Annotated in this window: 22 protein-coding genes and 1 pseudogene; 3 read left to right on the forward strand and 20 right to left on the reverse strand. The window is 46.9% G+C overall.

What is annotated here, in order from left to right; translation table 11 throughout:
* Window positions 1-127 precede the first annotated feature (127 nt).
* The 4 genes from eno to ACZ5R2_RS20925 all read right to left on the reverse strand — a co-directional run bounded on the left by eno (window position 128) and on the right by ACZ5R2_RS20925 (window position 5610).
* Window positions 128-1429 (reverse strand): phosphopyruvate hydratase, encoded by a 1302-nt coding sequence (eno, locus tag ACZ5R2_RS20910; RefSeq protein WP_464902696.1) that lies wholly within the window; start codon window positions 1427-1429, stop codon window positions 128-130.
* On the reverse strand, window positions 1410-2390 hold the full coding sequence (locus ACZ5R2_RS20915; protein ID WP_464902695.1) for a phosphotransferase family protein: 981 nt from the start codon (window positions 2388-2390) through the stop codon (window positions 1410-1412). The genes eno and ACZ5R2_RS20915 overlap by 20 nt, the downstream gene beginning before the upstream one ends.
* Before the next feature lie 8 nt (window positions 2391-2398).
* A complete protein-coding gene (locus ACZ5R2_RS20920; protein ID WP_464902694.1) occupies window positions 2399-3877 on the reverse strand; it encodes an aldehyde dehydrogenase family protein in 1479 nt (492 codons plus the stop codon).
* A gap of 137 nt (window positions 3878-4014) precedes the next feature.
* The gene (locus tag ACZ5R2_RS20925) at window positions 4015-5610 is read right to left on the reverse strand and encodes a solute:sodium symporter family transporter (protein WP_464902693.1); all 1596 of its coding nucleotides are present in this window, start codon (window positions 5608-5610) and stop codon (window positions 4015-4017) included.
* A 402-nt stretch (window positions 5611-6012) separates the two neighbouring features.
* On the opposite strand from ACZ5R2_RS20925, the gene ACZ5R2_RS20930 reads away from it, so the two are divergent.
* Entirely contained in the window at window positions 6013-6864 is an 852-nt protein-coding gene (locus tag ACZ5R2_RS20930) for an AraC family transcriptional regulator (RefSeq protein ID WP_464902692.1), read from the forward strand.
* A 423-nt stretch (window positions 6865-7287) separates the two neighbouring features.
* On the opposite strand, the gene ACZ5R2_RS20935 is transcribed toward ACZ5R2_RS20930, so the two are convergent.
* From ACZ5R2_RS20935 to ACZ5R2_RS20975, 9 genes are all read right to left on the reverse strand, one after another.
* Entirely contained in the window at window positions 7288-8328 is a 1041-nt protein-coding gene (locus ACZ5R2_RS20935) for an ion channel (RefSeq protein ID WP_464919447.1), read from the reverse strand.
* 10 nt (window positions 8329-8338) lie between these two features.
* Window positions 8339-8986, reverse strand: coding sequence for a DUF2491 family protein (locus tag ACZ5R2_RS20940; protein WP_464902690.1), 648 nt, complete (start codon window positions 8984-8986; stop codon window positions 8339-8341).
* A gap of 77 nt (window positions 8987-9063) precedes the next feature.
* Window positions 9064-9753, reverse strand: coding sequence for a PspA/IM30 family protein (locus ACZ5R2_RS20945; protein WP_464902689.1), 690 nt, complete (start codon window positions 9751-9753; stop codon window positions 9064-9066).
* Window positions 9754-9766: 13 nt separating this feature from the next.
* The gene (locus tag ACZ5R2_RS20950) at window positions 9767-10171 is read right to left on the reverse strand and encodes a DUF2170 family protein (protein ID WP_464902688.1); all 405 of its coding nucleotides are present in this window, start codon (window positions 10169-10171) and stop codon (window positions 9767-9769) included.
* A gap of 13 nt (window positions 10172-10184) precedes the next feature.
* Window positions 10185-11354, reverse strand: coding sequence for a glutathionylspermidine synthase family protein (locus tag ACZ5R2_RS20955; RefSeq protein WP_464902687.1), 1170 nt, complete (start codon window positions 11352-11354; stop codon window positions 10185-10187).
* An 8-nt stretch (window positions 11355-11362) separates the two neighbouring features.
* The gene (locus tag ACZ5R2_RS20960) at window positions 11363-12250 is read right to left on the reverse strand and encodes a DUF1190 domain-containing protein (RefSeq protein ID WP_464902686.1); all 888 of its coding nucleotides are present in this window, start codon (window positions 12248-12250) and stop codon (window positions 11363-11365) included.
* A gap of 11 nt (window positions 12251-12261) precedes the next feature.
* Window positions 12262-12672, reverse strand: a complete 411-nt coding sequence (locus tag ACZ5R2_RS20965) for a DUF350 domain-containing protein (protein ID WP_464902685.1) — start codon at window positions 12670-12672, stop codon at window positions 12262-12264.
* A gap of 407 nt (window positions 12673-13079) precedes the next feature.
* The gene (locus ACZ5R2_RS20970) at window positions 13080-13376 is read right to left on the reverse strand and encodes a hypothetical protein (RefSeq protein WP_464902684.1); all 297 of its coding nucleotides are present in this window, start codon (window positions 13374-13376) and stop codon (window positions 13080-13082) included.
* A gap of 678 nt (window positions 13377-14054) precedes the next feature.
* Window positions 14055-14768, reverse strand: a complete 714-nt coding sequence (locus tag ACZ5R2_RS20975; protein WP_464902683.1) for an NAD-dependent deacylase — start codon at window positions 14766-14768, stop codon at window positions 14055-14057.
* A 393-nt stretch (window positions 14769-15161) separates the two neighbouring features.
* Here ACZ5R2_RS20975 and ACZ5R2_RS20980 point away from each other — a divergent pair, with 393 nt between their 5' ends.
* On the forward strand, window positions 15162-16511 hold the full coding sequence (locus ACZ5R2_RS20980) for an MATE family efflux transporter (protein ID WP_464902682.1): 1350 nt from the start codon (window positions 15162-15164) through the stop codon (window positions 16509-16511).
* Between the two features lie 179 nt (window positions 16512-16690).
* Here ACZ5R2_RS20980 and ACZ5R2_RS20985 read toward each other — a convergent pair whose 3' ends face one another.
* Window positions 16691-17404 carry a carbonic anhydrase gene (locus tag ACZ5R2_RS20985; protein WP_464902681.1) on the reverse strand — a complete coding sequence of 238 codons (714 nt, stop codon included), beginning with the start codon at window positions 17402-17404 and terminating at the stop codon, window positions 16691-16693.
* A 453-nt stretch (window positions 17405-17857) separates the two neighbouring features.
* Here ACZ5R2_RS20985 and ACZ5R2_RS20990 point away from each other — a divergent pair, with 453 nt between their 5' ends.
* On the forward strand, window positions 17858-19462 hold the full coding sequence (locus ACZ5R2_RS20990) for a BCCT family transporter (protein WP_464902680.1): 1605 nt from the start codon (window positions 17858-17860) through the stop codon (window positions 19460-19462).
* A 152-nt stretch (window positions 19463-19614) separates the two neighbouring features.
* On the opposite strand, the pseudogene ACZ5R2_RS20995 reads toward ACZ5R2_RS20990, so the two are convergent.
* The 6 genes and pseudogenes from ACZ5R2_RS20995 to ACZ5R2_RS21020 all read right to left on the reverse strand — a co-directional run bounded on the left by ACZ5R2_RS20995 (window position 19615) and on the right by ACZ5R2_RS21020 (window position 25686).
* Window positions 19615-20627: pseudogene (locus ACZ5R2_RS20995) on the reverse strand (threonine aldolase family protein).
* On the reverse strand, window positions 20518-20814 hold the full coding sequence (locus ACZ5R2_RS21000; RefSeq protein ID WP_464902679.1) for a hypothetical protein: 297 nt from the start codon (window positions 20812-20814) through the stop codon (window positions 20518-20520). The pseudogene ACZ5R2_RS20995 and the gene ACZ5R2_RS21000 overlap by 110 nt, the downstream one beginning before the upstream one ends.
* Before the next feature lie 38 nt (window positions 20815-20852).
* Window positions 20853-20990 carry a hypothetical protein gene (locus ACZ5R2_RS21005; protein WP_464902678.1) on the reverse strand — a complete coding sequence of 46 codons (138 nt, stop codon included), beginning with the start codon at window positions 20988-20990 and terminating at the stop codon, window positions 20853-20855.
* A 141-nt stretch (window positions 20991-21131) separates the two neighbouring features.
* A complete protein-coding gene (locus ACZ5R2_RS21010) occupies window positions 21132-22106 on the reverse strand; it encodes an aminotransferase class V-fold PLP-dependent enzyme (protein WP_464902677.1) in 975 nt (324 codons plus the stop codon).
* Between the two features lie 218 nt (window positions 22107-22324).
* Window positions 22325-24142 carry a DUF1501 domain-containing protein gene (locus tag ACZ5R2_RS21015; protein WP_464902676.1) on the reverse strand — a complete coding sequence of 606 codons (1818 nt, stop codon included), beginning with the start codon at window positions 24140-24142 and terminating at the stop codon, window positions 22325-22327.
* Between the two features lie 5 nt (window positions 24143-24147).
* The gene (locus ACZ5R2_RS21020) at window positions 24148-25686 is read right to left on the reverse strand and encodes a DUF1800 domain-containing protein (RefSeq protein WP_464902675.1); all 1539 of its coding nucleotides are present in this window, start codon (window positions 25684-25686) and stop codon (window positions 24148-24150) included.
* Window positions 25687-26173 lie beyond the last annotated feature (487 nt).

Below are 26173 nucleotides of genomic sequence, written 5' to 3' on the forward strand. Positions count from 1 at the left end.
AACTCGGGCATCTTGGCCCGAGTTTGTGGAGCGAGTTTCGCAAGTCAACAGGCGAGCTGACAGTAGCACGCCTCATTGTGTTGTTCGCCGCCTCTCGTCATCAGAGCACGCACGAACTGGCTTCATATCAAGCGATCGATACACTTTTCCCCAGCTGTTGATAGATCTCACCGCCAATAAAGCGGGATTGCCCCTGGAGTTGGTGTTCAATCCTGATCACCTCATTCCACTTCACCATGCGTTCACTGCGGGTAAACGAGCCGACTTTAAGTTGACCCGCGTTGGCCGCGATTGCTAGGTGGCTAATAAAGGCATCCTCTGTCTCCCCAGAGCGAGCGGATACCACAGGCAACCAACCCGCTTCTTGGGTTAATCGGATCGCATCGATGGTTTCAGAAACGGTACCAATCTGGTTGAGCTTGATCAACACACTGTTGGCCAGCTTCTGTTCAATGCCAAGTTTTATCCGCTCAATGTTAGTGGTAAACAAGTCATCACCGATGACCTGAACTTTTTCACCCACCTCGGCGGTAAAACGCTGCCACATGGCAAAATCGATATCCGCAAACGGGTCTTCAATCGAGAGAATTGGGTATTTTTCACACCAGTCCAGCATCAATTGAAGAAACTCCTCTGAGCTATAACTCATACCATCAAGTGGCAGGTGATATTTGCCTTCAGAGTAGAGGTCGCTCGCCGCAATATCCAAAGAGATCGAGACATCACGCCCTGGTTTGTAACCCGCCTTTTCGATTGCCTCAACCACAAAATCAAATATCTCACCATGGCTATCAAAAGTCGGCCAAAAACCGCCCTCATCAGCGGCTCCCGCAAGCAACCCACGGCTCTTGAGTAAGTTTTCTCCAGTGCGATAGATGTTGTACGTGACTTCCAGTGTCTCTTGATAGGTTTTAGCTCCATTTACAATCAATAAAAAGTCCTGAATATCAGTGCGCCACTGTGCGTGAGCTCCACCACCAACCAATTGAATTTCAGGCAAAGGTAACAAGAAGTCTGAGTTCTGCGGTACCAGGCTTCGATACAAAGGTTGTTTGATCGCTTTCGCCTTTGCATCCGCTATCGCGAGCGATACCGCGAGAATGGCATTGGCACCTAAACGACTCTTATTTGCCGTACCATCAAGCTCGCACATTTTACTATCTAGGGTCTTTTGGCACTCAACACTCATCCCGACCAATTCCGGCTGAATGATGTCCTTGATATTGGCTATTGCTTGATACACCGACTTGCCGAGAAAACAGGATAAATCGCCATCTCGCAGCTCTAGCGCCTCAAACTGTCCAGTGGATGCACCCGATGGTACTGTGCCCATCCCCACCTCGCCAGTATCAAGGCTCACTAACGCTTCAACGGTCGGCTGACCGCGCGAATCAAAAATCTGATAGGCATCAATTGAGACAATTTTCATGAGACTTCACTCCGTTAAAGATAGTTTCTAAATTAAATTGCTGATTCTCAATGGCAGAGCAACACCACTGGCGAACGGCCTGTTGTTGGTGTTGGTCCAGATATTCCACCGGTGATTTACCATCGACGCGCGCCAGTGCCATTAACAGGGTCAATTTGGCCACCCGTTGCTCATTGACGAGGGTGAATTTTTCCTCGCCAAGGACATCTCGATAGGTGTTGGTAAAGTCACTGGCAAGCACTAGGTAGTTCGGATCATTAAAGTGATGTGATTTGAGCAGTAAATGATGAAGCATAAACGCCACATCAAACGCCGGGTCCCCATACCAAGCCACCTCACAATCCACAACCTTGATTTTCTGCCCAGCAACTAAGATATTTTTGGGGCTAAAATCGCCATGTACGAGGCAGTATTTAGTCTCAGCGACTTCCTTACAGGTCTCTGTTAACAATGATGACAGGGCGGGATAACGCGCCTTTAAACTTTCAAAATACGGCGATAGACGCAGTTGATGAAAGTTTTCATCCGAGTCAAACAGGTCGATCGCTTCTGTGTCTCTCCAGCTGACAAGGTGAATATCCGCCAGCGCAGTGGCTAATTGATGAGCGACTTGAGTATCCAGCTCGCGTTTCATTAAGTACTTTTTCCAATCCTTGAACTGAGTAGGAAAATACTCCATGACAAATAGACGCTCCTGCTCAAGCGCATGAAGAACCTTTGGTACATAATGTGGGAAGCGCTGCCCGACGTATTTTAGATAGCGTTGCTCGTACAAGTTCCGGCTGGTGTCTGCAAACCAATCTTGCTTGACGCGCAGCTTCTCAAGTGCACGCTTGGCAACAAAACGACGCTCACCATCCTCTATCAAATAGATCTCGCAGCTCACCCCACCGGTCAGTGGGGTGGCCGTGGCATGATCACTTGACACGATTTGGTGTTTTTTCAAGGTGTCTAAAATCATGCCTTACCTCAGCGAATCGCGGCAACAGATTGATGGCGTAGGTACCCCTCAAAGGTCGCCCTGCTGTTCACACCACCACCACAGCCACTTTGGTTGCATGCACCATAGTGCAAACCATACTCAAACACATTGTGTGCGTTGATCCAGCTATTACCTGCAACCAACTCTGCCGCAATTCGTTTGGCCTTCGCCGCGTCTCGAGTCCAAACGCTATTTGCCAAGCCATATGGATTAAGGTTGGCTCTCTCAACCACTTCGTCTTCGTCTGTAAATTTGAGTAAGAATGCTACAGGCCCAAAAATCTCATCCTGCGCCCAAGGGTTGTCATCACTGCCGGCTAAAAGTGTTGGCTGAATAAAGTACCCACGGTCTAGCTCACCCGACATCTCGCGCCGACCACCGGTGACCACTTCTGCCCCAGCGGCCTGAGCCTCTGCAATACACTCAAGCACCTTTGACATCTGTTTTTGGGTGCACATTGGCCCCATTTCAGTGCTGTCATCCAGCCCATTACCAAGTTTTAATGCCTCAAACTTAGCCTTGGCCTTAGCGACAAACTCATCGTAGATTGACTCATGCACATACCAACGAGAAGCAGTACAACATACTTGTCCGGCGTTGAGCGTGATGGCTCCCGATAGCCCTTCCACTGCAAGATCAATATCCGCGTCTTGACAGATCACCGCCGCACCTTTGCCCCCCAACTCCAACTTAGCGGGGACTAAATTACGCCCACAGACCTCACCAATTCGGCGACCAACTTCCGTTGAGCCTGTAAACGACATCAATTTGACTTTAGGGTGATTCATCAATGCCTCACCCACTACCCCGCCGCGTCCGGGCACTATATTGACCGTTCCAGCCGGGAAGCCCGCCTCTTCAATTAACTTGGCAAAATACAAAGTTGATAGCAGAGTTTCTGAGGCTGGTTTTATCACTACCGTATTACCTGCGGCCAACGCAGGTGCAATACCCCATGCACACAAGGTCAAAGGGAAGTTCCACGGGAAAATAAATCCTGCCACGCCGTAAGGGCGCTTGACCGTCTGACTATCTGTCACTTCTAGACCAAGCTCACACTCATACTCTGTCTCAATCGCTACCTGAGCATAATATTCAAAGCACTGAGCACAGAAAGGGACATCAAAGCCTGCCGCTGCCGCGACTGGTTTGCCGACATCGATACACTCTAGCTCGGCTAAAATCTGACAGTCACGCATCACCAGCTCGGCTAATTTGAGCATCTTATCTGCGCGAGACTTTGGTGTGGTTTTGCGCCAAGTTTTGAACGCTTGATCAGCGGCGAGCACCGCTTTATCGACATCTTCTGCATCACCGAGCGACACGGTTGCAATCGGTGCGCCTGTTGCCGGGTTATGAGCGCCTATCGTGTGTTTCGATTGGACCCATTCACCATTGAGTAGAAATGGCATTGGGTTGGTTTCAACAAAGGCTAGGGTCTGTGGATGTAGGTTTTGGATTGTCATGGATAACACTCCTGTCTCAATCAATTATTGGATAGATTCACTGCATATTTCTTAAAATAATCTTTGTATCTACTGACTGGTGCTGAGTTCTAATCGCGCCCAGACTCTGCACAAAATGGCTGAGTCTGGACATGTCACTACTTGGCAATGCCCAGTGGTGAGAAGATGATATAAAGCAATACCACACCAAGGCAGATCGCCACCGAAAACGGCTTGGCGTGCTTCCAAGGTTTGAGCTCAACCGCATTGGCTTTTTTAGGCTGATGCGCCTTCGCTTGCGGGAAGAAATAACCAATTACCATCATCAGCAGCCCTACTGACACAAACAGTAAGCCGGTGAGATGAAGGAAGTGGATATCCGGTTGATAGACAAAACTGGTTAGTGCGTAGGCAACCATAAACACCACAATGCCGATATTGGCTGCCATCGCAGGCACGCGACGTGTGATCAAGCCGACCACAATGACGGTAAACATTGGCGCCATGTAGAAGCTATTGATGGTTTGAAAGTATTGATAGAAGCCTTCTGGGGCATAATAGATAAACGGTGCAACAAAGATGGCAAACAAACCGATCACCGCGCCAAAGCGCTTGCCGACTCGGACCAAATCGCCATCATTCGCCTTAGGGTTTAGCAATGGCTTATAGACGTTTAGCGTAAATAGGGTCGAGGTACTGTGCAGAACGGAGTTAAATGAACTTAGGATCGCGCCAAATAACACTGCAGCGAAAAAGCCGACCAATGGGGTGGGCAGCACTTCACGCACTAGCATGGGATAAGCCACCTCACCATTGGGTAAGTCAGGACCAAACATAGCAAAGGCGATGATACCGGGTATCAGTAGGAACATTGGACCGGCTAGCTTGAGCATACCTGCCCACAATACCCCTTTTTGCCCTTCTGCTAGGTTTTGTGCACCCAGTGCTCGCTGGATAATCGATTGGTTAGTTCCCCAGTAGAACAAATTGAGGATCAGCATGCCGGTGAAGAAGGTCGAAAATGGAACCGGGTCATCCTTACCGCCGATGGCATTTAGCTTCTCTGGATGTTCGGTCATCAAGTGCTGGAAACCCGCCACCACGCTGCCATCACCAAGCGCCGCCAAGCCAAACATAGGAATGACGATCACCCCACCGATCAGCAGTCCAACACCGTTAAAGGTATCTGAGTAAGCAATGGCTTTTAGGCCACCGAAAACCGCGTACGCCGCACCGACCAAACCAATCGACACAACCATGATCCAAATCGCGCCCCAGTAAGAAACCCCAAAGATGCCCGAGATATCAAAGATCCCGCCTAGAGCCACCGAGCCGGTATATAAGATTGGCGGGAGCAAATTCAGGATATAGCCGAATAGAAACAAGAAGGTACAGAAGTACATGGTGCTCTTGCCAAAGCGATCCTCGATAAACTCCGGAATGGTCGTCACTCCGCCACTGAGGTACTTGGGTAACAGATACAGCGCCACCACGACCAAGGTCAACGCCGCACACACCTCCCATGCCATAGGAGTCATGTTGGCGGTATAACCTTGTGCATTCAGACCCACTAGCTGCTCAGTCGAAAGATTGGTGAGCATCAATGATGAGGCGATCAGCACCCCAGTTAGGCCGCGACCGGCAAGAAAATACGAATTGGCCGACTCTTGCTTGGTCGATTTGCGTCGAACCTTGTACCAAGAGCCGATGGCGACAGCGCCGGTTACGAGTGCGAAAGAGATTGGAATAATCATAACTCGTCCTCTTTTTGTGAGGTGATTTGCGGTCGACTGTTGTCCAATCAACAGCGCCGCCCAGGATATTATTGGGCAACGACTTATCTCGCTAATCGTACTGCTCGGCAACCTATATGCTTTGAATCATTTGGCTGCGTAAAGTCAGCGAATTAAGACGCGCATGGTAAACCAGAAAGGGGGAAGATAACCTTATCAGTTGGGAAATATCTGATTACAGCATTAGGTTTCTCCTTATTCCTAACTAAATTCATCTTATCGGGGGTAGCGCAACGATTCTGCGCAGAAATTCGCCTAAAATGGTTAAAAATTAGCATTGGATAAAAGCGTGAAATAGATCACTCGCAAATAATTTTATATACCCAAGTAACCTAACTGCAGGCTGATTATGGAAGGGGCAATGTGAAACCAACGGTTGAAAACATTTCTAGAGACCATCACTCTTTTACGGCATACGAATTTGAGTCGAGTGAATTTGAGCATCCGTATCATTTTCATCATGAGACAGAATTGGTATTTATTACCAAAGGCTTTGGTAAGGTATTGATTGGTAATACAACTTGTGACTTTCAAGCGGGTGATATTTTTTTTATTGGCTCTAACGTCCCGCACCGTTTTCAAACCACACGGGGAGAAAAGCAGCCATTGTATTCCTATGTATTACAGTTTACTCCCGATTGTTTTGGGTCACTCTTTACTGAAACACCAGAACTGGATCGCATCGCCAAAATGATAAGTCATGCGAAGCATGGCATGGTCATTCGTCACGCCCCTGAGTCTCTATTTTCGTCGATGGCTGAGCTTATTCAAGCCAAGGGCGTAAGCTCAGTGATTACATTCTTACAACTGTTGTCGGAAGTGAACATTAACGCTCAATTGGAGTTCTTGTCGACTCAGATAGAACAAGATATTGAAATTCAGTCAACGACAAAGATTCACGCTTCGATAGAGTGGATTAATAGTAACTATCATCGCGAAATCAACCTTGACGATATTGCCCAACAGACTCATATGAACAAAAATGCGTTTTGTCGTGCATTTAAAGCCCAAACTGGTACATCGCCAATGAGTTATATTACTCAAGTTAGGATTGAGGCTGCAGCAAACCTGCTTCTTAAGAGCTCTAAGGGGATCGCCGATATTGGTTTTTCGGTCGGCTTTCCCACCGTTTCGAGCTTTAACCGAAACTTCAAACAAATTAAAGGCGTTTCACCTGGAATGTATCGTAAGATGACCTCAAGCTTTACCAGTTAAGGTTATATTGTAGCGACAGAGATAGGCATAATAGTCTGCCAATAGTTAATAATCAACCTAGTACTTCAAGATAGTCTATTTGGATGACCACTGCACAATATATATTAAAAACCACCCACAGAACCACAATAACATATAAGCTAATTTATCTACTTTTCATCGCTACTCCGCCATATCATTAAAGTTAATATAAAATCTATCTATTTAAAGCGTTGTACTAAAAAACAATAAAGTATCGAAAACAAACCTTAGCAGCACTTGCCCGGCTGCTTTCTCGATTTCCGATCTATTTCGTTTGATAGAGAAATAGGGGCAAGGATCATCACAACCATTACTGCGATCCCAGAAAACAATACCAAGCTGGCAAGGCTAATAGGTCATTTAGCGACACTAGGGGCTCTGCTGAAGGGGATAGGAGAAGGACTACCCCTCACCGACTGGCCAGTTATCGAATTGGATTCGCTCGTCGCTGATGTAATACAAGGTATCTTGGGGGTTGATCACGGTAGAGAGATTGACATTAAGCACTACTGCATCCACGCCTTGACGTCTCAAGCCGATAATGGTTGCTTCGGTTTCTTCCTTAAACAGCATAAACACATCACGTAGTACAAAGCTGTGCTTACCTGTCACCTCAATACTGTATTGGGTTTGTCCATGGGTAGCCGACACCAGTTCGCTATGGACCAGTGACGAGCCTGAATCAATCACTGATTTAGCAAGCAGCTCGGTGCTCAGGTTTGAAATGATCTCCGCATTGGGGTACTGCTGCTTTAATATCCGTCCCTTGACGATATCGATAAAGTGCGCCACTAAATGGGCGGTGTTGTTCAGCTGGCTGACAAAAAGGGCAATGGTCAGGGTATTCTCATCACTATCGGTATCGACAATAATACAGCTGGCACAATCAAGCGCTACCCGACTGAGTTCCTCCTCATTGGTAAACGAGGGCACATTGACGAACTCCACCATATCAGGCATTGGATTTTCCACCTGCTCGCACGACACTAACACAATTTTACGCGTTTCCTCACGTATCAGCTGGCGGACTAAGGAAGGGGTGCGATTACGATTGTAACCGATAACAACAATGTGATTCTTGAGATTTACTGTGTGCATTCCTTTAAGTTTCCTATACCAAATGCTAGCGACCTTAGCGATGATTTTCCCTGCAATCAGACCAAACATACCAATGGCGACGGGAATAACAAAAAAGGCGGTAAATAGCTGCCCCAACTCAGTGCTTGGGCTAAAGTCGCCGTAGCCCACGGTACTTCCCGTCACCACCAGCAGATAGGCAAAGCGGATTGGCGAGGCAATCAACTCGTACTCGCCCAAAAGGTAGTACACCGCGTAGACCAAAAGCGCAAAACCCAGCGCGATTGCTCCCGCATTGACCTTACTCAAGCCTTCCGCCAGTCGTGAAAAATAGTCATCCCAGAGCTTGATCAGCGTTTTTGTCATCTGCATAAGTTCAATTATTACGAATATCGATAGTGTTGAGCATAAAGCCGGTTGAGCGTACCAACTCTCTATCTAGACGTTGCGTTACGGTATTATGTTTCTCTTCAGCGCTGACAAGCAGCATCTCAATATCAAGGTGGGGATTGTCGACGTCGCGATAATACGCCATACAGAATTGATCCGTCTCTGAGACGCTACCATCGCGGTGATAAGTGGTCTCAGTGAGAAGCTCGACCTGCTCACCTTGCCATGATTGATTGAAGATTTGACCATCCAGCTCGTAGCGACCAGTGGCAACTTGGTGGTCAAGTAGCGCTTGCCAGTCAGCTTCAATGACGCCTTTGCTATCGAAGAAGTACCACAGTGACAGCTCCTGAATGTGCTCTCCATCAAGCTGGACCTGCAAAAAAGCCTCATCGTCAGTGTAATAACGGACAATTTTTCTTTGCTGATCGAGCCTGACAACCCCAACCGCTTCGATTACTTGATCTGGATTTGCCCCGTCAATCGTCAGTGCAGGCTGGATCAAATCCAGTTTAATCGGGTCTATGGTCAATGACGCACCTAGACGTAACCCAAGTAACTCGGGCGGCTCAGGCTTTACTATCGGCTCTGGCCCCGATTTAACCGCAAATAGTTTTTTCAAAGAATCAAACATAGCCAGCTTCCATTACCTACTTGCAATGCCTATCCGACAAGCGGCTCACTGACCGCCTACCCAGTCGGCTCTATTCGTCACTTTTTACCCGCAAGGATGCGCTCAAGCTCTGATTGCGCTGCATTACTGTTACCCGCCTTAGCAGCTGCAATCTCGGCATCAATCCCTTTGGGCGCTTCCGCTTCCGCGGCCAACTCCGTTGCGGCCTCAAGCTCCGCAGCACGGCTTTTTTGCCGCTTTTTAGTACGCTCAAGTGCTTCAAGCGCGGTCTTAGATTTTGACTCCAGCCCCGCAGTGACGTTCAAAGTGGCGGCTTGGGCACGCTGAAGCTTCTCCGTACTCTCGATCTGAGCGATTTCTTGCTCCATCCCAGTGATCTGCTCTTTAAGATTTTGCACAATCGCAATCATCTTGTTCTCATTGGCCAAAATCGCATCACGCCTTGCCTGCGCTGCGTCGAGTTTAGGCCTTTGATTGGCAATCTCTGCAGCAATCTTGGTCGCCATCTCCATGTTTTCTTGAGCTGCAAACTCTCGCACGTTCTCTTCATAGCCAGCAATCTTGGCTTGCAACTCAGCAATCTCGTTATCAGCTAACTTACGCTCACCACGGGTTTTGGCGATATTCTGATCCAGTGTCTGGATCTCCGCTTTCGCCTCACGTGTGGCCTGCTGAAGCTCAGGGATAGCGTTCTTATCTGCAATCGCTTCTACTTCGTTATTGACGATGCCTTTTATACCTGTCCATAGTCGTTTAAATGCTGACATAGTGACCTACCCTTTAATTAGTTTCCGTTGTAACGCGAAGAAAATCAGCTGAAAAGTCTAATAACTCAGTGATGTTTTGATACAACATCACCACTTCTAATTCGATATTCTCAAACTTGGAATCCGCAGAGAGCGCACCAAACGCTGCGTAGAACTTTTGCTTGGCGACAATCGTCTTACCTACCGATGTGAGTGGCAGTTTTTTCTGGGCAAACATCATCAAATCATCAAACTTCGCCACATCCTCAATCGCCTCTACCGGAAAGAGCAATGACTCAATGATCATCTGATGCTCAGTCAAGATCAGGTGCGCCAGCACGCCATCCTCATTGACAATCGTCAAGCCTCCCTCAATCTCCTCAACAGTCCAGTTATGATCCGATGCATCGAGATGCGCTCTGATATCTTCTAGTGCCATGTTAAAGTTCCTTTTATTCAAAAAATACATGCGGGACGAAGCGTGCGATGTCATTGGTGATCAGCCTGTCAGACTCTCTAAACGAGATCCCACAAGCGGTATGACCGATCATCCATGACCCAACCACACATCGTCCTCGACCAAATTCGACTAGCGGTGCGTATGCTTGGCTAACAAAGCCCTCTGCGCCATAGTGACCAGAGGTTCCCTCAATACAGTCTCCGTTCATCACAATGCTGATATTCGCGCCCTCACGACTGAATACGGGTTTCATCACCCGCTGCGGGATCTGCTCTGCTCGAGGATCATCGGCAAAATAGCACTCAAGCAGATTTTTGTGTCCCGGATTCAATTGCCACATGATTGGCAGTAGGGCTTTTGAGCTCAGTAATACCTTCCACAGTGGTTCGATAAACACACACCCACTCTCTGCAATATAGTCGCCATACTCATCAAGCAGCGCAAATTCATAGGGATAAAGTGAAAACAAGCCATCAATTGGCTTGGAATTGTGATCCGCGAAGCGATTATCCACGCTCAGCTGGATATGATTGATATCCACGATCACGCACTCAAATCCTGCATCACTGGCACAAGCCGCTAGGTAGGTCACGGTGCGCAAGTCCTCTGAAGAGGTCTCATCACAGGCCAAATGGAGAACGTTCGAGCGCAATAGTTTAGTTTGTCTAAGATAGGCAAATTGAGTGATAATGCGCTCATCGAGCAGGTTAAATTGATCTGCATGCCTAGGCAGCTTGCCCTGCTCTACACACTGACGCATCCAGTCCCAAGCCGCCACTGAGGCCTCAAACAACGAGGTAGGCGTCTGAGCATTGTATTCCAGTAGCTTGGGCTCACTGACACCATCCCAAGCAAAGTCGAAACGACCATAGAGATAGGTTTTGTCGCTCTGCCAGGAGTCACGTAACAGCTTATGATGCCGACTTGGCAGACCGAATAGATCAAGTAAGTCATGCTCAAACACATAGCTGACTGCATCAACAGCCAATTGATGTAACGCCTCACTGACCTGGTCAATATGATCAACCTGCGATCGCGTTAACTGAATATACTGATTTTCACACCAATAGGGGTGTCGGCTTGATACCTCGTAGAAGTCAAAACCAAGCTCTAGCAGTCGTTGCTGCCAGTTAGGACGCGGCTCAATATCCACCTGAAACATGACGAACCCTACCCGCCAAAGCCACCAAATGAGCGCCCTGAGCTGCCAAAGCCGCCCTTGGATTTGGTTTTCACTGGCGCAGTGCTTTTATAGGTACTGTTCGTTTTTTGAGCTTTGGTCTCTAATTGTGAGCCAGCTCTGCCTGTCGTCATGCTCCCTATCCGCGCCGTACCAGAAGACACTCGATATTGGTCACAGTTATTGCGCCCGGATTGCAGACACTGTTGATAGCGCTTAGTGCGCTCACGCTCGCTCAGGTAGTCCCCAGTCTCATCAATTACTTCTGAGAGGATATAAGCCCCAAGCAATGAGTTAACCAACGACCCACTCTGTGAGCGTCCATCCGCTGTTGAGTCCTGATTTTCCTGAGTGTTGGCAACCTGCTCTAAGCGCGAGGTTGACAGCGGCTTAGCATAATCACGACTGAGGTCGAGATTAAGACCATCCATATCTCGCAGATCGGCAATCTCTCGACCATCTGCCATAAACGCCTGGCCATAGAGGCTAAGATCAGGATTGAGCGTAGTGAAAAACGGCTGGGCAAAAGACACACTAGAGTCCTTGTGAGTAATGAAACCTGCCATACGCGGCGACCACACCCCTTGCTCATCTTTGACACAAATATTAGCGCCAAAGTCTCGGCTACACTCCTGTTCAAGCATGTACTTCAGCGCTGTACGTTTGGCCTCTTGTTCAGCCAGTTTGTAGGCAGCATCACATTGGCCCGGAAGGGTCTTCTCACAGGTGTCCATGCTAGTAAACGAATAATAGGGCTCATTCTTGGTATCGCATCCACCCAGCGTTACCGCGGCACCGAGACCCAAAAACAGCACGATGGGTGCACGGTCACCGATCATATGCCGACCTAAGTTAACGTGACCTTGTCTCTTATTCACAACATCACCTCTTAGTAAGTCATTGAGCCAGCGTTAAGCAATCCAACGGCAATATACATCGCTGCGGCGACAATAGCGGCTCCGAGCTCGTTATTCTCTATCCGTTCAACAAACTTAGGCATAAAGACAAAACGCACGATGATGATCGAGATAACCTGAGCGAACAGGGCAACTAAAGACCAGATAGCAAAATCAATGTAGTTGACCGCGTTTTGCAGCACCCCGTTAATGGCGATGCTAAAACCCAATAATGACCCACCAAGCGCGACCGCCGCCGCAACGTTTTTCTCTTCTTTGATCAAGCGCCACTCTTGATAGGGTGTAATGGCGATGACGGTATACTTGAAAATCAGCAAGGTCACCAGCGCAGTGGCGAAATAAGCAGCAAAGTTACCCAAGGCAAATAGGTCGAAATAGTCCATGTAAAACGAGTCCTCTGTTTTATATCAACGCGATCCGACAACCCTTTACAAGATCGCACAAACAACGGCAGATTCTTATGCCGTTGCGCCCATTACACTATACCCACTGAGAAAACACGTGACGAAAGACAGCCTCACTCAACCAATGGTCGCAATGAAAAGCTTTTGTGATTACTGTAACAGACTGGAGTGTGAAGGAAAGAGTGTTTGATTTTTATACAAAGAAAAGTTTTTGATTCTGTGTGAGCGCACAGTTTTGTCACTCATTGTTGATTTGGAGGGTAATTAAACGTGGCTCCTACGCCTAACTGACCTGATGACGCTGTCTCAGGTATGTGGAAAGAAGCATAGAGCAAAGGGTAAGAGCGTCGTTACAATGCAGCTGCGATGATAGACACTACTGAGTATCAAGATGAACCTAGCGTATGACGACTTTCCTTGTGCCCATTGCTCTCAACCGGTATATCCATCGAGAGATGTAGCCCTGCGAAATCAAGATGATTGAAGCTGGCCACATCAGCAAAGTCGAGTTCATTATCGATATCAGCCTGGCCAAGTCGCAGGTAAATACCATTATTAACCTCGGTGAACTCTTTTAGATCCTCCTCGCAACCCACCAAAGACATCAGAAAAATGAGGAGAGCAATATTAAGTAGGAACAGGAAATTAATCCCTTTTCTACTTTTTTCAACATTGAATACCATATATACCGACCTAACTAAATAAACCCTTCAACTCCCTAATAGTGAATCCAGCGCCTAATTGGGCCGATCCATATCGATTGTAAACAGTACATATCCCGTGTACTGCGCTCAGTATAACAACTGGCTAACCAATTTTACGTGATCTCGGTAACGAGTTGGTCATTAGCCCAAAAAAAATGTAGCAATTCTTGTCAAACCGGATAAGAGCCGGTTTTATAAGCAATTTAACTGATATGTTTGTCGCAGAATTCGGAAAAAATAGGCCTACCAATCGTGATATGTAAACCAATTACTGGAAAGTCCCATTTTTCGACTCGATCTTTGGTTTACCATTAATCTATGACACGATTGTCCAGCACTGAGACAGTGATGTAGGCAGCGGCCTTACAAAGAGGCCTGTTAACTGAGGCGATAACCGTAAAGTTGCCATTGAGGTAAAAAAGCGCGTGAGTCAAGCCAAGTTGAGTGGCACACTGGCAATGTTTTCTTGGTCAATTTTTGCACCACAACACTATGTTCAACACAAGCACTATCCACCCTAAATGGCAACATTTACTTGTCGCAACGCCAATGCTCCCCCCAGGAGCTCCTATCGTGCACAATATAATTCAATTATATTCTTCATCACTCTAGGGCAAACTGTCCGTTGTTTGTGAATGAATCATGAGTCCACGATCTTTAAGCTTCGCTTCCCGCAAGTAACTGCTCGACTAATTCTGGCACCAGCTCTGTCGCATTCCCTTGGCGCGATTCGTGAAACTCCTCACACAAGTCACCGGGCTCTAAATTAACCTCGATGCAATATGCACCGTTCGACTTGGCGGCATAGACGAAACCAGCAGCAGGATAAACTTTACCCGAGGTACCAATCGCAACGAAGAGATCAGCATTTGCGAGCAGTTGTTCAATCTGACTCATAAACTTGGGCATCTCTTCAAAGAAGGTGATCCACGGTCGAAGCTGTTGAGGAGTCGCGCAGCAATCACACAAGTCCTCACCTAAACGAATGTCACCTTGCCAATCAATAGGCTCTTGCGAGACAGGACAACACGCTTTTAATAACTCACCGTGCATATGAATCACTTCAGAGCCACTTTGCTCGTGGAGCGGATCGACATTCTGCGTGATAATTGAAACCTGACCAGGGTACTCTTGCTGTAATTTGGTCAACGCCACATGAGCAAGGTTAGGCTCGATACTGTGCACCTTACGTCGCAGCGTATTATAAAAATCTAAAACCCGCTGCGGATCGCGCTCGAGGGCCTGAGGACTGCACACCTCCATCACTGGATGTTCATTCCAAAGCCCATCTTTATAACGAAAGGTTTGCATACCCGGGCTACTGGCTGAGATCCCAGCTCCGGTCAAGAAAACTATTTTATTTGGTCGCATTGATAAGTCCCTGTGCTTTGATACCCAAGTAACTTACCACACTTTAAACTCGACTTTCTTATCTCAAAAATAGGTCAACTCCGCGTAAGTTCTATCCAAGCGACCTAAATAATGCAGATTTCAAACCAATCGACAAGCTCATATAAAAGATACTGTCGGCAGGGATAGCGTTCCTTTTCAAAGTCATTTGACCCGCAACCTGTATGCGACGCCCTTCAAGTGAGGTTGATTAGCTATACAGTGAATGATCATACATAAAGTGAGCACGTCACACTCAATATGTGGCCTAATGCATAGTTTTTTATCTGGTTTTGTCCCAATATAGCTTGCTCACTGGTTGACTCTTTCTAAAACCAGACAATCCCTATCTTAATTAAACTATAGAAGCTAGCTATGTCATCATCTTCTCATGCCACGGAAGGGCGAATGAATATTGTCGCGCTTACCTGGCCAATTTTTATTGAAACCTTGCTCCGAAGTGTGCTTGGTATTACTGATATCTTCATGCTTTCCGGTTACTCTGACCTTGCCGTATCGGCGGTTGGCGTTGTTTCGCAGATCATCTTTTTTATCATGGTGATCTCTATAATGGTCAGTAGTGGTACTGGCATCCTGATCGCTCAATACAATGGAGCACATCAACACTTAAAATCTTCACAAGTTGGCCTCGCAAGCTTAATCCTAGGCCTTGGTGTCGGATTAATGTTAAGCCTTATGATCTATCTTAGTTCCGAAACTATTATTGCCCTGTTTGCTCTTGAAAGTGACGTGGCCATAATGAGCAACCAATATCTTTCCGTTACTGGCCTATTCACCTTTAATCTGACTTTTAGCGTAGTCCTTACCACCATTTTACGTAGCTATGGTTACGCAAGGTCGCCAATGGTGATTAACTTCATTGCAGGGATAGTCAATGTTATCGGTAATTATATCGCTCTTTATCAACCATTTGGCCTACCTGTATATGGAATCACGGGAGTGGCTATTGCTACCGTTGTGAGTCAGATTATCGCTACTCTGCTACTTTTCTTGGTCATTAGGCAAACTGACATTCAATTTCACTACCGCCAGTGGCGCCATATTCCCAACGATGTCTATCGTAAAATTCTAAAAATCGGTGTAATGAATGGTGGCGAGATCCTCTCCTACAACCTAGCTCAGATCGCGCTTATCTACATTGTGGTACAACTTGGTACAGCCTCATTGGCTGCCTACACCTATGCTCAAAATATCACCAGGGTCACCTTTACGTTTGCATTAGCGCTGGGCCAGGCGACTCAAATCCAAACGAGTTACTTCGTTGGAAAACAGTGGCTAGATGAGATATTCAGCCGGGTACAAAAGTACTATCTACTGGGTGTCACAACGTCGGTACTGGCTATAGTTGTGGTGGTACTCGCCCGCCAACCAATCATCGCTCTATTTACTGAAGACCCCGAAATTGCAGCTCTTCTGGCAAGCCTGCTGATTGGTTCACTACTGATTGAGGCTGGACGTGTCGGCAACCTTATCTTTATCTCGGCACTTAAAGGGGCCGGAGATATCAATTACACCGTAAAAATGGGAATCCTTATCATGTGGGGAGTCTCGGTTACTCTTGGCTACCTGCTTGGACTGCACTGGGGCCTTGGTGTGTTAGGGGTTTGGGTTGCCATCGCGGCAGATGAGTGGGTACGCAGCCTAACTATGTTTGCTCGTTGGCGATCAATGCACTGGAAACGCTACTCACTGGTATCTTCTTAATCCTCATTTTGAATAAGGTAGCTGATATCAATACACTGAGCTCCTTGGTTACTTGTAATAATACCCAAGTGACCACGCGATATAAGGCCATCGCATGATGCGATTAGTGCATTAAATATTATGTTCAAAAGTTTGGTGGCATTAATTAATGCTAATGTCACCAAATTTCACCGGCTACCTTAATTACTGAACATAACTTGCCTCGCCCAAAGGCTTTGTACTGGGCGGTTATTGTCCCCCATTACATCGTTAAGCTGTTTGACCTGCGCTTGAGACAATGATTGAGTATTAGCCAGCACAAACCAACGTACACCCTCAGAGCATGGAGGCGTTGTCAGTGAGCCATTATAACGATAATAAGAGTGGTAATCTGGCAGCATATCCGCAACGGCCAACGGTTTTTGCAGCGAATACCGCTTACCCTCACTTGGCAATGCTCGCGTCAATTTGCCAATTTCACGGTTTTCAGTATCAATCTCATACATCACTGACACAACCGCGAGGTTACCCTCACTATCAGCATGAACGAAATGTGCCTCGAGTGGATATGACCTATCTCTGATCAGGTTTTCTGATGGGGTATGAAAATGGAACTGCTTGAGGATAAACTGTTTATCGTCAATCGATAGGATATTATCTCCCTCTATCGCCGCTTGAAGTGTATGCCCATTGTTGAACAGCTGTGTGACCACGCCTGAATAATCAAGATCCAGCTCGTGTGTTTGGGTAGCCACCGTCTGACCAAGATTTACTGGGCTTTGATTTTTCCCCTCCATACACAGCTTAGAGACTCTGCCCCACTTGTCCGGCCCATTATCTTCACCGTATCCCCACTCTGAGGCAGAGACGACACCTGATACAAATAATAACGTCAATATACTGATGCTTTTCATCTTATTTTCCTAGCCAAAAACCTGTAGACAAATTATTCAATCGTTATAACCAAGGCAAGGTTAACTAAAATTTCAAATATGCAATGAAATTAGAGATTTAATCACTATTTACTCAATATTAATTGGAATAAGCAACAAGGTAAAAACACCATAAATAGCAGGTGAGCACCACTCAATTATCAATCAGATTTGGACAAAAAATATGACTACAAAACCAAGAAAAAAACCACCAGTACAACTGAAATTTGTAAAAAATCAGGCAAAACTCCCTAATTTGGTGCATTTTGTGTTAAATTACGCGACTTGGGATTAGTTGTTGGTACTTCTGCGCTGGCTAGACAAGGCGTGAGGTTCTATCTCTCACTCGCGGATATCGACACGCTAATCGTACATTACTTAAACAAGGAGTTGTTCGCAGCGTTCGTTGAATCGAGCATGCACAAACCTCATAGCATGAGTTATAAATCAAACAAATACAGTATAGATTCTACAGACTACCAAGTTGGTCAAGATAACGTTACTAAGTGGGGCATGGATGTCCACAACACAGTTTTCACCGCTTCTGCCGGTTTATCTCTTCTTTTCATCGTCACCCTTTTAGTGCTCTCACCTGCAGACGCCAAGGCCGCCATCGATGCCGTCAAGGGCGCAGCGCTGTCCAAATTTGACTTCATCTTTATGTGGGGGGCAAACATACTGCTTCTATTCGCTATCGGCATTGCCTTCTCTCCACTGGGTAAAATCCGCCTAGGGGGCGACAAAGCCACCACCGACTACTCAACCCTGTCTTGGATTTCGATGCTGTTTGCGGCTGGCATGGGCATCGGTCTCATCTTTTGGGGCGTTGCAGAGCCAACCGCGTTTTTCACTAACTGGTTTGGTACTCCGCTTGATGTTGAGCCGTTCACTGCTGAAGGTCGTGAGCTTGCGCTTGGCAGTGCTGTGTTCCACTGGGGCTTCCACGCTTGGGCAATCTACGGCATGACCGCATTATCGCTTGCCTACTTCGTTTACAACAAGGGCCTACCCCTGGCGATCCGCTCGGTTTTCTACCCGCTGTTGGGTGACCGAGTATGGGGTAAGATTGGCGATATCATCGACGTGATGGCAGTCCTAGTTATCCTATTCGGTCTGGCGACATCACTTGGCCTTGGCGGCACTCAAGCGGCAAGTGGTATCAGCCATGTATTTGGCCTTGAGAACAGCCTGTTCCTACAACTGGCAATTATCCTAGCTATTATGGCGCTAGCGATTGTCTCTGTGATCCGTGGTATGGACAGCGGCGTAAAGGTGCTGAGTAACCTTAACATGGTGATTGCCTTCTTGTTCCTAGGTTTTCTAGCAATCCTTAACTTCACCACCACGCTCGACTCATTCTTTACTGGCGTCACTGGATATGTGAAAAACATCATCCCACTGAGCCAAAGCGCTGGACGTGAAGATACAACCTGGCTGCATGGCTGGACCGTGTTCTACTGGGCATGGTGGGTCGCTTATGCACCATTCTTCGGTATCTTCGTTGCACGTATCTCGAAAGGCCGTACCATTCGTGAATTTTTGATCTGCGTACTAGTTGTGCCGACCATCGTGACCACGATGTGGATGACCTTCTTTGGCGGTATCGCTATCGACCAGATCATGAATAACGTTGGCCTGCTTGGCATTGAACAAGGGATCACTGACGTCTCACTCAGCCTGTTCTACATGCTGGATGCCTACGCGATAGGCAACATCCTGTCGGTTATCGCGGTTGCCTTAATCATCGTGTTCTTTGTCACCACGCTAGATTCGGGTTCAATCGTTGTCGATAGTATGACCGCTGGTGGCAAACTCGAGCTACCTATCAAGCAGAAAGTGGTATGGGCGGTAATCTCTGCGCTTATCGCGATTGTTATGTTGTGGATTGGCGGCACGGATTCGATTCAAGCACTGCAATCGATCACGATTATCGCAGCACTGCCGTTTACCATTATTCTGGTATTAGGCTGCTTTAGCCTGCTGCGCGGTTTGTTGACTGAGGTTAACCCAAGCAAACAAGCTCCGCGACAAACTGCTTAACTCTCTGTCTGTCAAAGGCTTATCGGGAGGTTTTCCCGATAAGCCTTTTGCTTAGTAGATTAGGGAAGTATTCCATGTTGTCTACAACTGACTACTAGACAACTTCCACCGATATCAGATTTATTCCGGCAGCTACTTGTCCCCTCTGCGTGCTACTCTTGCATTAAACCTGACAATATCTCTATCGCTTTTTCACATTGTAATCGGCTCACATCACGATGAGTTACCAGTCTAAAATAGTGATCGTTAAGCGGGAAAAACATCAGGCCTTGTAGCTCTGCCTGTTGTGCAAGCATCGATGCAGGTTGGTCGGATTTGACCATGATGATATTAGTTTCGACACTACCCAAGCCGATGGAGAGACCATCCAACCGATCTAGGCCTCGGGCAAGTAGGCGAGCATTTGAGTGATCGTCCACAAGTTGTGGTTGGTGATGATCGATAGCGTACTCACAAGCGGCTGCCAAAATACCAGCCTGACGCATCCCCCCTCCCATCATTCTTCGTTTTCGCCGCGCCTCGCACATTATTTTCTTTGAGCCCGTAATCACTGAGCCAACGGGAGCACCCAGTCCCTTAGAAAAACACACCGAAACCGTATCAAAGCCAGCGGCCAAATCCGTCCCCCACTGACATTGTGGGTGTTTTCGACCGATATTAACCGTGTCGGGGCATAGTGGCTTCCGGGCAAGTGCAGGCTTGCCAAGAGCTGCTCGGCATCAAAACGGCCATCGCCTGGCACGCCAGTCATTTGCACGCCCGATAAGAAACCTGCCGCGCCGCACTCAAAAAAGCGATTATGAGCATTCGCCCCAACCAACACCTCATCCCCAGGGCGACAATGAAGATTAATAGCAATCTGATTGGCCATCGTGCCACTTGCGACAAACAGCGCTTGCTCTTTACCCAGTATTGTCGTCATTTTTCTCTCTAGCGCTATCACACTTGGATCTTCACCATAAACATCATCCCCGACTGGCGCTGCAAGCATCGCTTCACGCATCGCGAGCGTTGGTAAGGTAAACGTGTCTGAGCGTAATTCAATAAGTGACATCTTATCCTTCCTTAATTTCGAGTCTATCGCCAACCGGCAGTTGGGTATAAGGTTGCAACCATTTTTGCACCTCAATGGAGTTGGCATGGGCAACGCCGAGGCACCCTCCATAAGATGGATGTTGCTTAAGCTGCGCAATTCGTTCCAGCGCTGGTTGATACCATTCAATTTGATTAGCGTGATTAAGCTCACCGACTTTGATGGTCAGGTCGACCGGACAGGCGAACACCTGTTTGTTCACGATGGCAAACAACCTTTCACCAGCAACGCACTGGCCGACACCTTGGGGAAAGTCCATCACCTCGATGCCCCATTTGCCAAAGTCTTCGCTGAGACTTAATTGAACATCACTTGGGTGTTGTTGATAGATTTGGTGTAGGTTTTTTTACCAACTCGTGTATCGAGAATATACTGAATCTCGGTTTCATCGGTGCTTATATGGTCATCAAACAAGATCGGCTTTTTGCTTGGCATTAGTTGATTATCCTTGTTAACAGTGAGAGCAGGGCCGTGAGATCATCCTCATTGTTATAGATATGAGGAGACAGTCGGATCCAACCATGCCAGTATGAGGCATGAACTCTCGCTTGGGTTAAGGCGTCAAACAGCGCTGTATTAATCTGTCTGGCATGACGGAAGCTGACGATACCACTGCCACCATCCGGATAGGTTTCCAATTGGTCGAGCTTTGAGAGTTGGGATAACAACGATTGGCTCAGTTGACGAATGTGCTGGTACCTTTGTGTGCAAGATAGGCTTTGTAGCAGTTTCAAGCGAGCTACACTCAAACCGCCGCGCGCCTCGTGCCCAGGCACAAGGCCACTGTGGCGTTTCTCTTTCACTAAGGGCCACACTGGCGACCCCCACTGATGAAGGTGCCAGTTGTTCGATAAAATTAGATTCACAATAAAGCAGCCCATGGCCAACTAGGCCTAATAGCCATTTCCAGGCTGGCGCGGCTAATGCACTGATACCATATAGCTTGGGGTCAATGGGGACAGCACCAAGGCTCTGAGCGGCATCGACAATAAACGCAGCTTGATGACGATGACACAGCTCGCCGAAACCCGCTAAATCCGCGGTAAAGCCAGTGGCGTAGCCAACATGACTGATCGCGAGCAGCCGTGTACGTGAAGTAAATAATGGCCTTAACTGCTGCGGGCTAAACTTTCCATTATCGACCGGAAAGCGGATGATTTTCACCCCTCTTCGTTGCAGCGCGAGCCATGGGTATTGGTTGGCGGGAAACTCGTTGTCAGGCAACAAGATCTCATCACCAGGCCGCCATTTTAAGCCAAGCGCAATCTGATTCAGTCCTTGAGTGGTGTTGGCCGTCAACGCAATATTATCGCTCGACACACTCAGCAACTTGGCCAGTTGCGTTCGACACCCTTCCACGACTTGCGTCGCGTGACTCTTAATTCCGAGCTTTCCCTGCTTCATACGACTGTTTAACACTGCGCTAGCGGCTCTCTCAGCGGCGATGGATAAAGGACTAACCCCGGCACTATCGAAATATATATCCGTGTCAACGATTGGAAACTGATGGCGAACTTGAGTAAGAGTCGGTTCAGTATTGGGCAGCTGCACTACTACCTCCGGGTTGATAATAACGTCGTTTATTGACTAACCTGCCGGTAACCTCAAGACGCAAATTCAGCAGGGTTGGCTTGGTGGGTGATATCCAAGCCCTAAACTCAACGTCTTAGAGCGATTAGAGCGGAGCCGCCTGCTCTATGACGAAGTCCGCATCTAAAAGCCTTTCGCTCATAGGTGAGTTTGGGCTAGTTTCTACCTAAGACATTGATTTAAATCTTGCTGATAACCAACTCAGGGACATTACCCTCTAGGCTATCTTTGCTAGAGAAAAACAAGTCGCCTTGCCCATCACCCATACTTGTCTGACGGAGCACAAGTGTGACTTCGCCACTTTGACCAGCAATGAGATCACTAACATCAAAGCTGACCCACGTCCCAGCCTCTTCTTGATAGATGTTGCGTGATTCTCCCCAACTCACGGTCTCTGGTTTGGTGTTGAACGTTAGGGAGTCTTCAGACCAATTACTCTCTGCAAGCCCCACTTTGACTGTCGTTTTAGTGGAAGCAAGGGCTGAATGTACTCCGCTCAAATAGAGTTTTAATGTAGCGGAATCAGACAGTGTCGTACTGCCAAGATTGAATTTGACATACGCGATGCGAAGAAAGGAGTTATTGCTGCCCCACTTGGATTTTCCTTTCACATAGAGAAGATGAGTATTATTGACCTCATTGGCACCTCTCCCCCCTCTTACAAATCCATCCTCGGAAGCTTTCAGGAATAAGGTGCTGCTGCCGATAAAACCAAGATTGGTCGGGAACTGAACATAGGCGTTGGGGAACACATCGATCAAAGTACTATCATCAACCCCCAGCCATGAGGCCAACGTCATCGCATAGGATTCATGAGAAATCATCCCTTTAAGGCCCGTCCCTGACTGAAGCATATTCTCAAATTGACCATACACCTTGCCACCATTGACCGCGCCTCCCAACACTAACTGGTGTCCACCATGACCGTGATCGGTACCTGCTCTAGTGTTGGCATGGGTGGTACGTCCAAAGTCAGACATGGTAAACGTGGTCACGCTGTCAGATAATCCACTTTGCTCAAGCGCCTGACTAAACTGATACAGAGCCGTATCCAATACACCGTATAGGCTATTGTGACGATTAAGCTGGTTACTGTGCGTGTCATAACCCCCTTGTTTAACCAGGAATATATGCCCGCCGACAACCCCTGAATTTGCACTGGCATCTATAATTCTCTTAACCGCGGAAAGCTGTTTGCTCAGTGAGCTAGTGCGCTCAATCAATGGATCAAAGCCGATGTCTTTAATGGTTTCTGTATACTGCTCATAGGCATCAAAAAACACACCAAACTCTTGCGCATATTGCGCCATAAATGGACAGTCGTTATCTCTTTGTTGGTAAATATGCAGCTTGTACAGCGACTCGCCTTGGCTACTTGAGTTAAAAAACTGCATTAGGTTAAAACTGGCGTCATCATTCATCTGTTGATCACTGACAGAACGCCCTTTGAGTAGCGTGTTGCTCGACGAGGAGAGGAGCTCAGGAAAAAATGAGCCGGTCGACAGGCTATCCATAATTTGACCACCCCAACCAAACTCACTAAGCGATTGGTTAGCGGTGTAACTCGATTGCCAAGCAGCTCTCATCGCATTATGTCGACGGGTGCCTGGCGGCGTTTTATTGACTCCAAGCATGGGGGCAACGCCTAAGACAGACGTTGCTTTACCTTGGAGCATCAACTCATGAACGCCCACCATTTTCGGATGTAAACCAACGGCAACCCCGTTGTCATCCTGACAACCCGTATCCAATAATTCAGATTGTGAGAATGCAATGGCCGGTCTTTTGCTCTTATATGCATCATGATATTCGCCAGAGAGAGGCACAACCATATTAGCTGAGTCATTACCACCGGTCAGCTCAATACACACAATCGCGCGATATCCATCATTGCCAAAAGCGAGCGCAGTTCTTGGAATTGTAAGAGCAAAAGGAAGTGAAGATGTTGCTGATAAGGCAGCAGAACTTTGTAAAAATTTGCGTCTAGAAAGCTTCATATTACTCATCCTTGTACGTTAAATTCTGGAGACATGGCAACCAACCAGATGATTTTCCAGCAATTGTCTCGATTGAATCCATAGCTATTCATCGCCTCATTCACATAGTCATATGTCTCTGAACGCATGCTACCGTTGTAGAAAGTATCATTGACTTCAGCGAGAAAAAGATCCGCTTTTTCAGATTCATACAAATCGATAAAGGGAGTAATATCCAGATATAAGTACTTGTCGGATTTACTGACTGTATCTCCGTCTCTGACCGCATTTTTGATTTTGTCGTTGAGTAAATTTCCGTACTGGGTCAGATCGTTACCGGACATAATTTCAAACTCCGGTGCAATCAACCCTTGGTCGTTGATAGCTCCCAGAGGCGCATAATCAGGGTCGTAGAAGTTGAACACCGTTGGGGCCATTAACGCCCCCTGCTTAGTAGGCCTGTTGGGTGAATACTGATCAAGGTAACCAAAACCAATTCCGGTATCTCGGTGATGCGGATAGTTCGCGCCCATCTTCGCATTCAGCGCCCGACAAAGTGAAGAGAACGCGATAATTGGCTCTTTTGCCTTTCTCGTCGTCACTTCTTCACTCAAGCATTCAGAATCAGTAAGAATTGCCTCTATAACCTGCTCTAAGTCACCCAAAGAGTTTTGGAATACCGAGGCAACACGTCCAACATACGCCCGGCTAGGGTTAGAGGTTACTAGGTGCTTAATCAGATGCTTACTGACCAAAACCGCTGTTTCAGTCTGCTCAATCAAGCGCTCAACCACATACTCCATCTCTTCCTCAGCTGAGACACCTGCTGGCATTGTGTGCCCTAGCCACAGTTTTTCATTCTGATCATGGTCGTTTTCATTGACCACCATATCGCTAATCAGGGTTGAGTCTTTGACTTTCCACCCAGTAAATACTCGCGCCAGAGCCTCGATATCTTCTTGACTGTGTGAGGTGATCAACCCACCATTTTGATCGCGGATAAAGTTGCCTTCAATATCAACTTGCCAGTCACCCAAGGTAAATAACTGCATCAGTTCACGAGCATAATTCTGATCAGGAATACTTGTTTCACTGGGCGGTATATTGCCATCGATGGTCAAAAAGACACCCATTGGAGAGGAGCGGCTGACCTCTTTAAGCAGATCAGCGTAACTGCCAAAAGCATTGCGCACTAAGATGTCATAGTACTTGGCCAAACCAGCGGCTTGGTTTTTCGCCGCCAAGCCGGGATCTCTTTGAGATACCACGACCAACTGACTGAGGGCGAACGCTACCCTTTGGCGCAACTGATCTTGGGATTTAAGGGCAATATCCCACCAAGCATTAATTCGATAATTCCAGTGTTCCTGTTTAGAACCATTAACACTTGCTCGATAATCTTGAATAAATCGATATCGTTCATAGTGAAAAGAGGGTTCATGACTAAATTGCCCATCAAGCCAAGAATTTATACCTATATCTTTAACGGTATCTATTTCTTCTTTTCTTGGGCCAAAAGTAGCTCTCTCAAGAAACCTTGATGCATCTTTGTGACTCATACTCATTACACTACTCTCCTTGTGCAATTTTTTTGGTGAAGGCATATATTGTGGTGGTGGACCTAATTCTTATTTATTAGACTCCTTCGCTCTGAAAAATAATCGTTAATACATCAAGTATAGATATATTAACACTTACATTACTCGCAGTTATTTGGCATTATAAAAACAAATCAATCAATATAACACAACACGACATCCTGTAATTTGGCCCTTTAAAGCCACTTACCATACGACATCCTTTGAGCTGGTCATATTCAAATAAAAGCTCTAATTTGTAAATACATTAACTCATCCCAAATTTCGCTATTTACAAATAACCACCATTTGGCCTCAAGATGAAAAACCAGGAGGAACTTAACCTATAACCTGGCCGCATACTTTATAATATTTAGAGTCATGATTTCAGGTAAATACCCTCAAAATAAAAGCGCTTTACGTCTAACGCAAGTGTAATTTCAAGATATACCGATATATAAAACCATACAACATC

The sequence above is a fragment of the Vibrio sabulosilitoris genome, from assembly GCF_055391395.1.

Coding starts and splice junctions, on each gene's coding strand:
- eno (WP_464902696.1), bottom strand. CDS start 1,429: ATGAAAATTGTCTCAATTGATGCCTATCAGATTTTTGATTCGCGCGGT.
- ACZ5R2_RS20915 (WP_464902695.1), bottom strand. CDS start 2,390: ATGATTTTAGACACCTTGAAAAAACACCAAATCGTGTCAAGTGATCAT.
- ACZ5R2_RS20920 (WP_464902694.1), bottom strand. CDS start 3,877: ATGACAATCCAAAACCTACATCCACAGACCCTAGCCTTTGTTGAAACC.
- ACZ5R2_RS20925 (WP_464902693.1), bottom strand. CDS start 5,610: ATGATTATTCCAATCTCTTTCGCACTCGTAACCGGCGCTGTCGCCATC.
- ACZ5R2_RS20935 (WP_464919447.1), bottom strand. CDS start 8,328: ATGACAAAAACGCTGATCAAGCTCTGGGATGACTATTTTTCACGACTG.
- ACZ5R2_RS20940 (WP_464902690.1), bottom strand. CDS start 8,986: ATGTTTGATTCTTTGAAAAAACTATTTGCGGTTAAATCGGGGCCAGAG.
- ACZ5R2_RS20945 (WP_464902689.1), bottom strand. CDS start 9,753: ATGTCAGCATTTAAACGACTATGGACAGGTATAAAAGGCATCGTCAAT.
- ACZ5R2_RS20950 (WP_464902688.1), bottom strand. CDS start 10,171: ATGGCACTAGAAGATATCAGAGCGCATCTCGATGCATCGGATCATAAC.
- ACZ5R2_RS20955 (WP_464902687.1), bottom strand. CDS start 11,354: ATGTTTCAGGTGGATATTGAGCCGCGTCCTAACTGGCAGCAACGACTG.
- ACZ5R2_RS20965 (WP_464902685.1), bottom strand. CDS start 12,672: ATGGACTATTTCGACCTATTTGCCTTGGGTAACTTTGCTGCTTATTTC.
- ACZ5R2_RS20970 (WP_464902684.1), bottom strand. CDS start 13,376: ATGGTATTCAATGTTGAAAAAAGTAGAAAAGGGATTAATTTCCTGTTC.
- ACZ5R2_RS20975 (WP_464902683.1), bottom strand. CDS start 14,768: ATGCGACCAAATAAAATAGTTTTCTTGACCGGAGCTGGGATCTCAGCC.
- ACZ5R2_RS20980 (WP_464902682.1), top strand. CDS start 15,162: ATGTCATCATCTTCTCATGCCACGGAAGGGCGAATGAATATTGTCGCG.
- ACZ5R2_RS20985 (WP_464902681.1), bottom strand. CDS start 17,404: ATGAAAAGCATCAGTATATTGACGTTATTATTTGTATCAGGTGTCGTC.
- ACZ5R2_RS20990 (WP_464902680.1), top strand. CDS start 17,858: ATGAGTTATAAATCAAACAAATACAGTATAGATTCTACAGACTACCAA.
- ACZ5R2_RS21000 (WP_464902679.1), bottom strand. CDS start 20,814: ATGGACTTTCCCCAAGGTGTCGGCCAGTGCGTTGCTGGTGAAAGGTTG.
- ACZ5R2_RS21005 (WP_464902678.1), bottom strand. CDS start 20,990: ATGCCAAGCAAAAAGCCGATCTTGTTTGATGACCATATAAGCACCGAT.
- ACZ5R2_RS21015 (WP_464902676.1), bottom strand. CDS start 24,142: ATGAAGCTTTCTAGACGCAAATTTTTACAAAGTTCTGCTGCCTTATCA.
- ACZ5R2_RS21020 (WP_464902675.1), bottom strand. CDS start 25,686: ATGAGTATGAGTCACAAAGATGCATCAAGGTTTCTTGAGAGAGCTACT.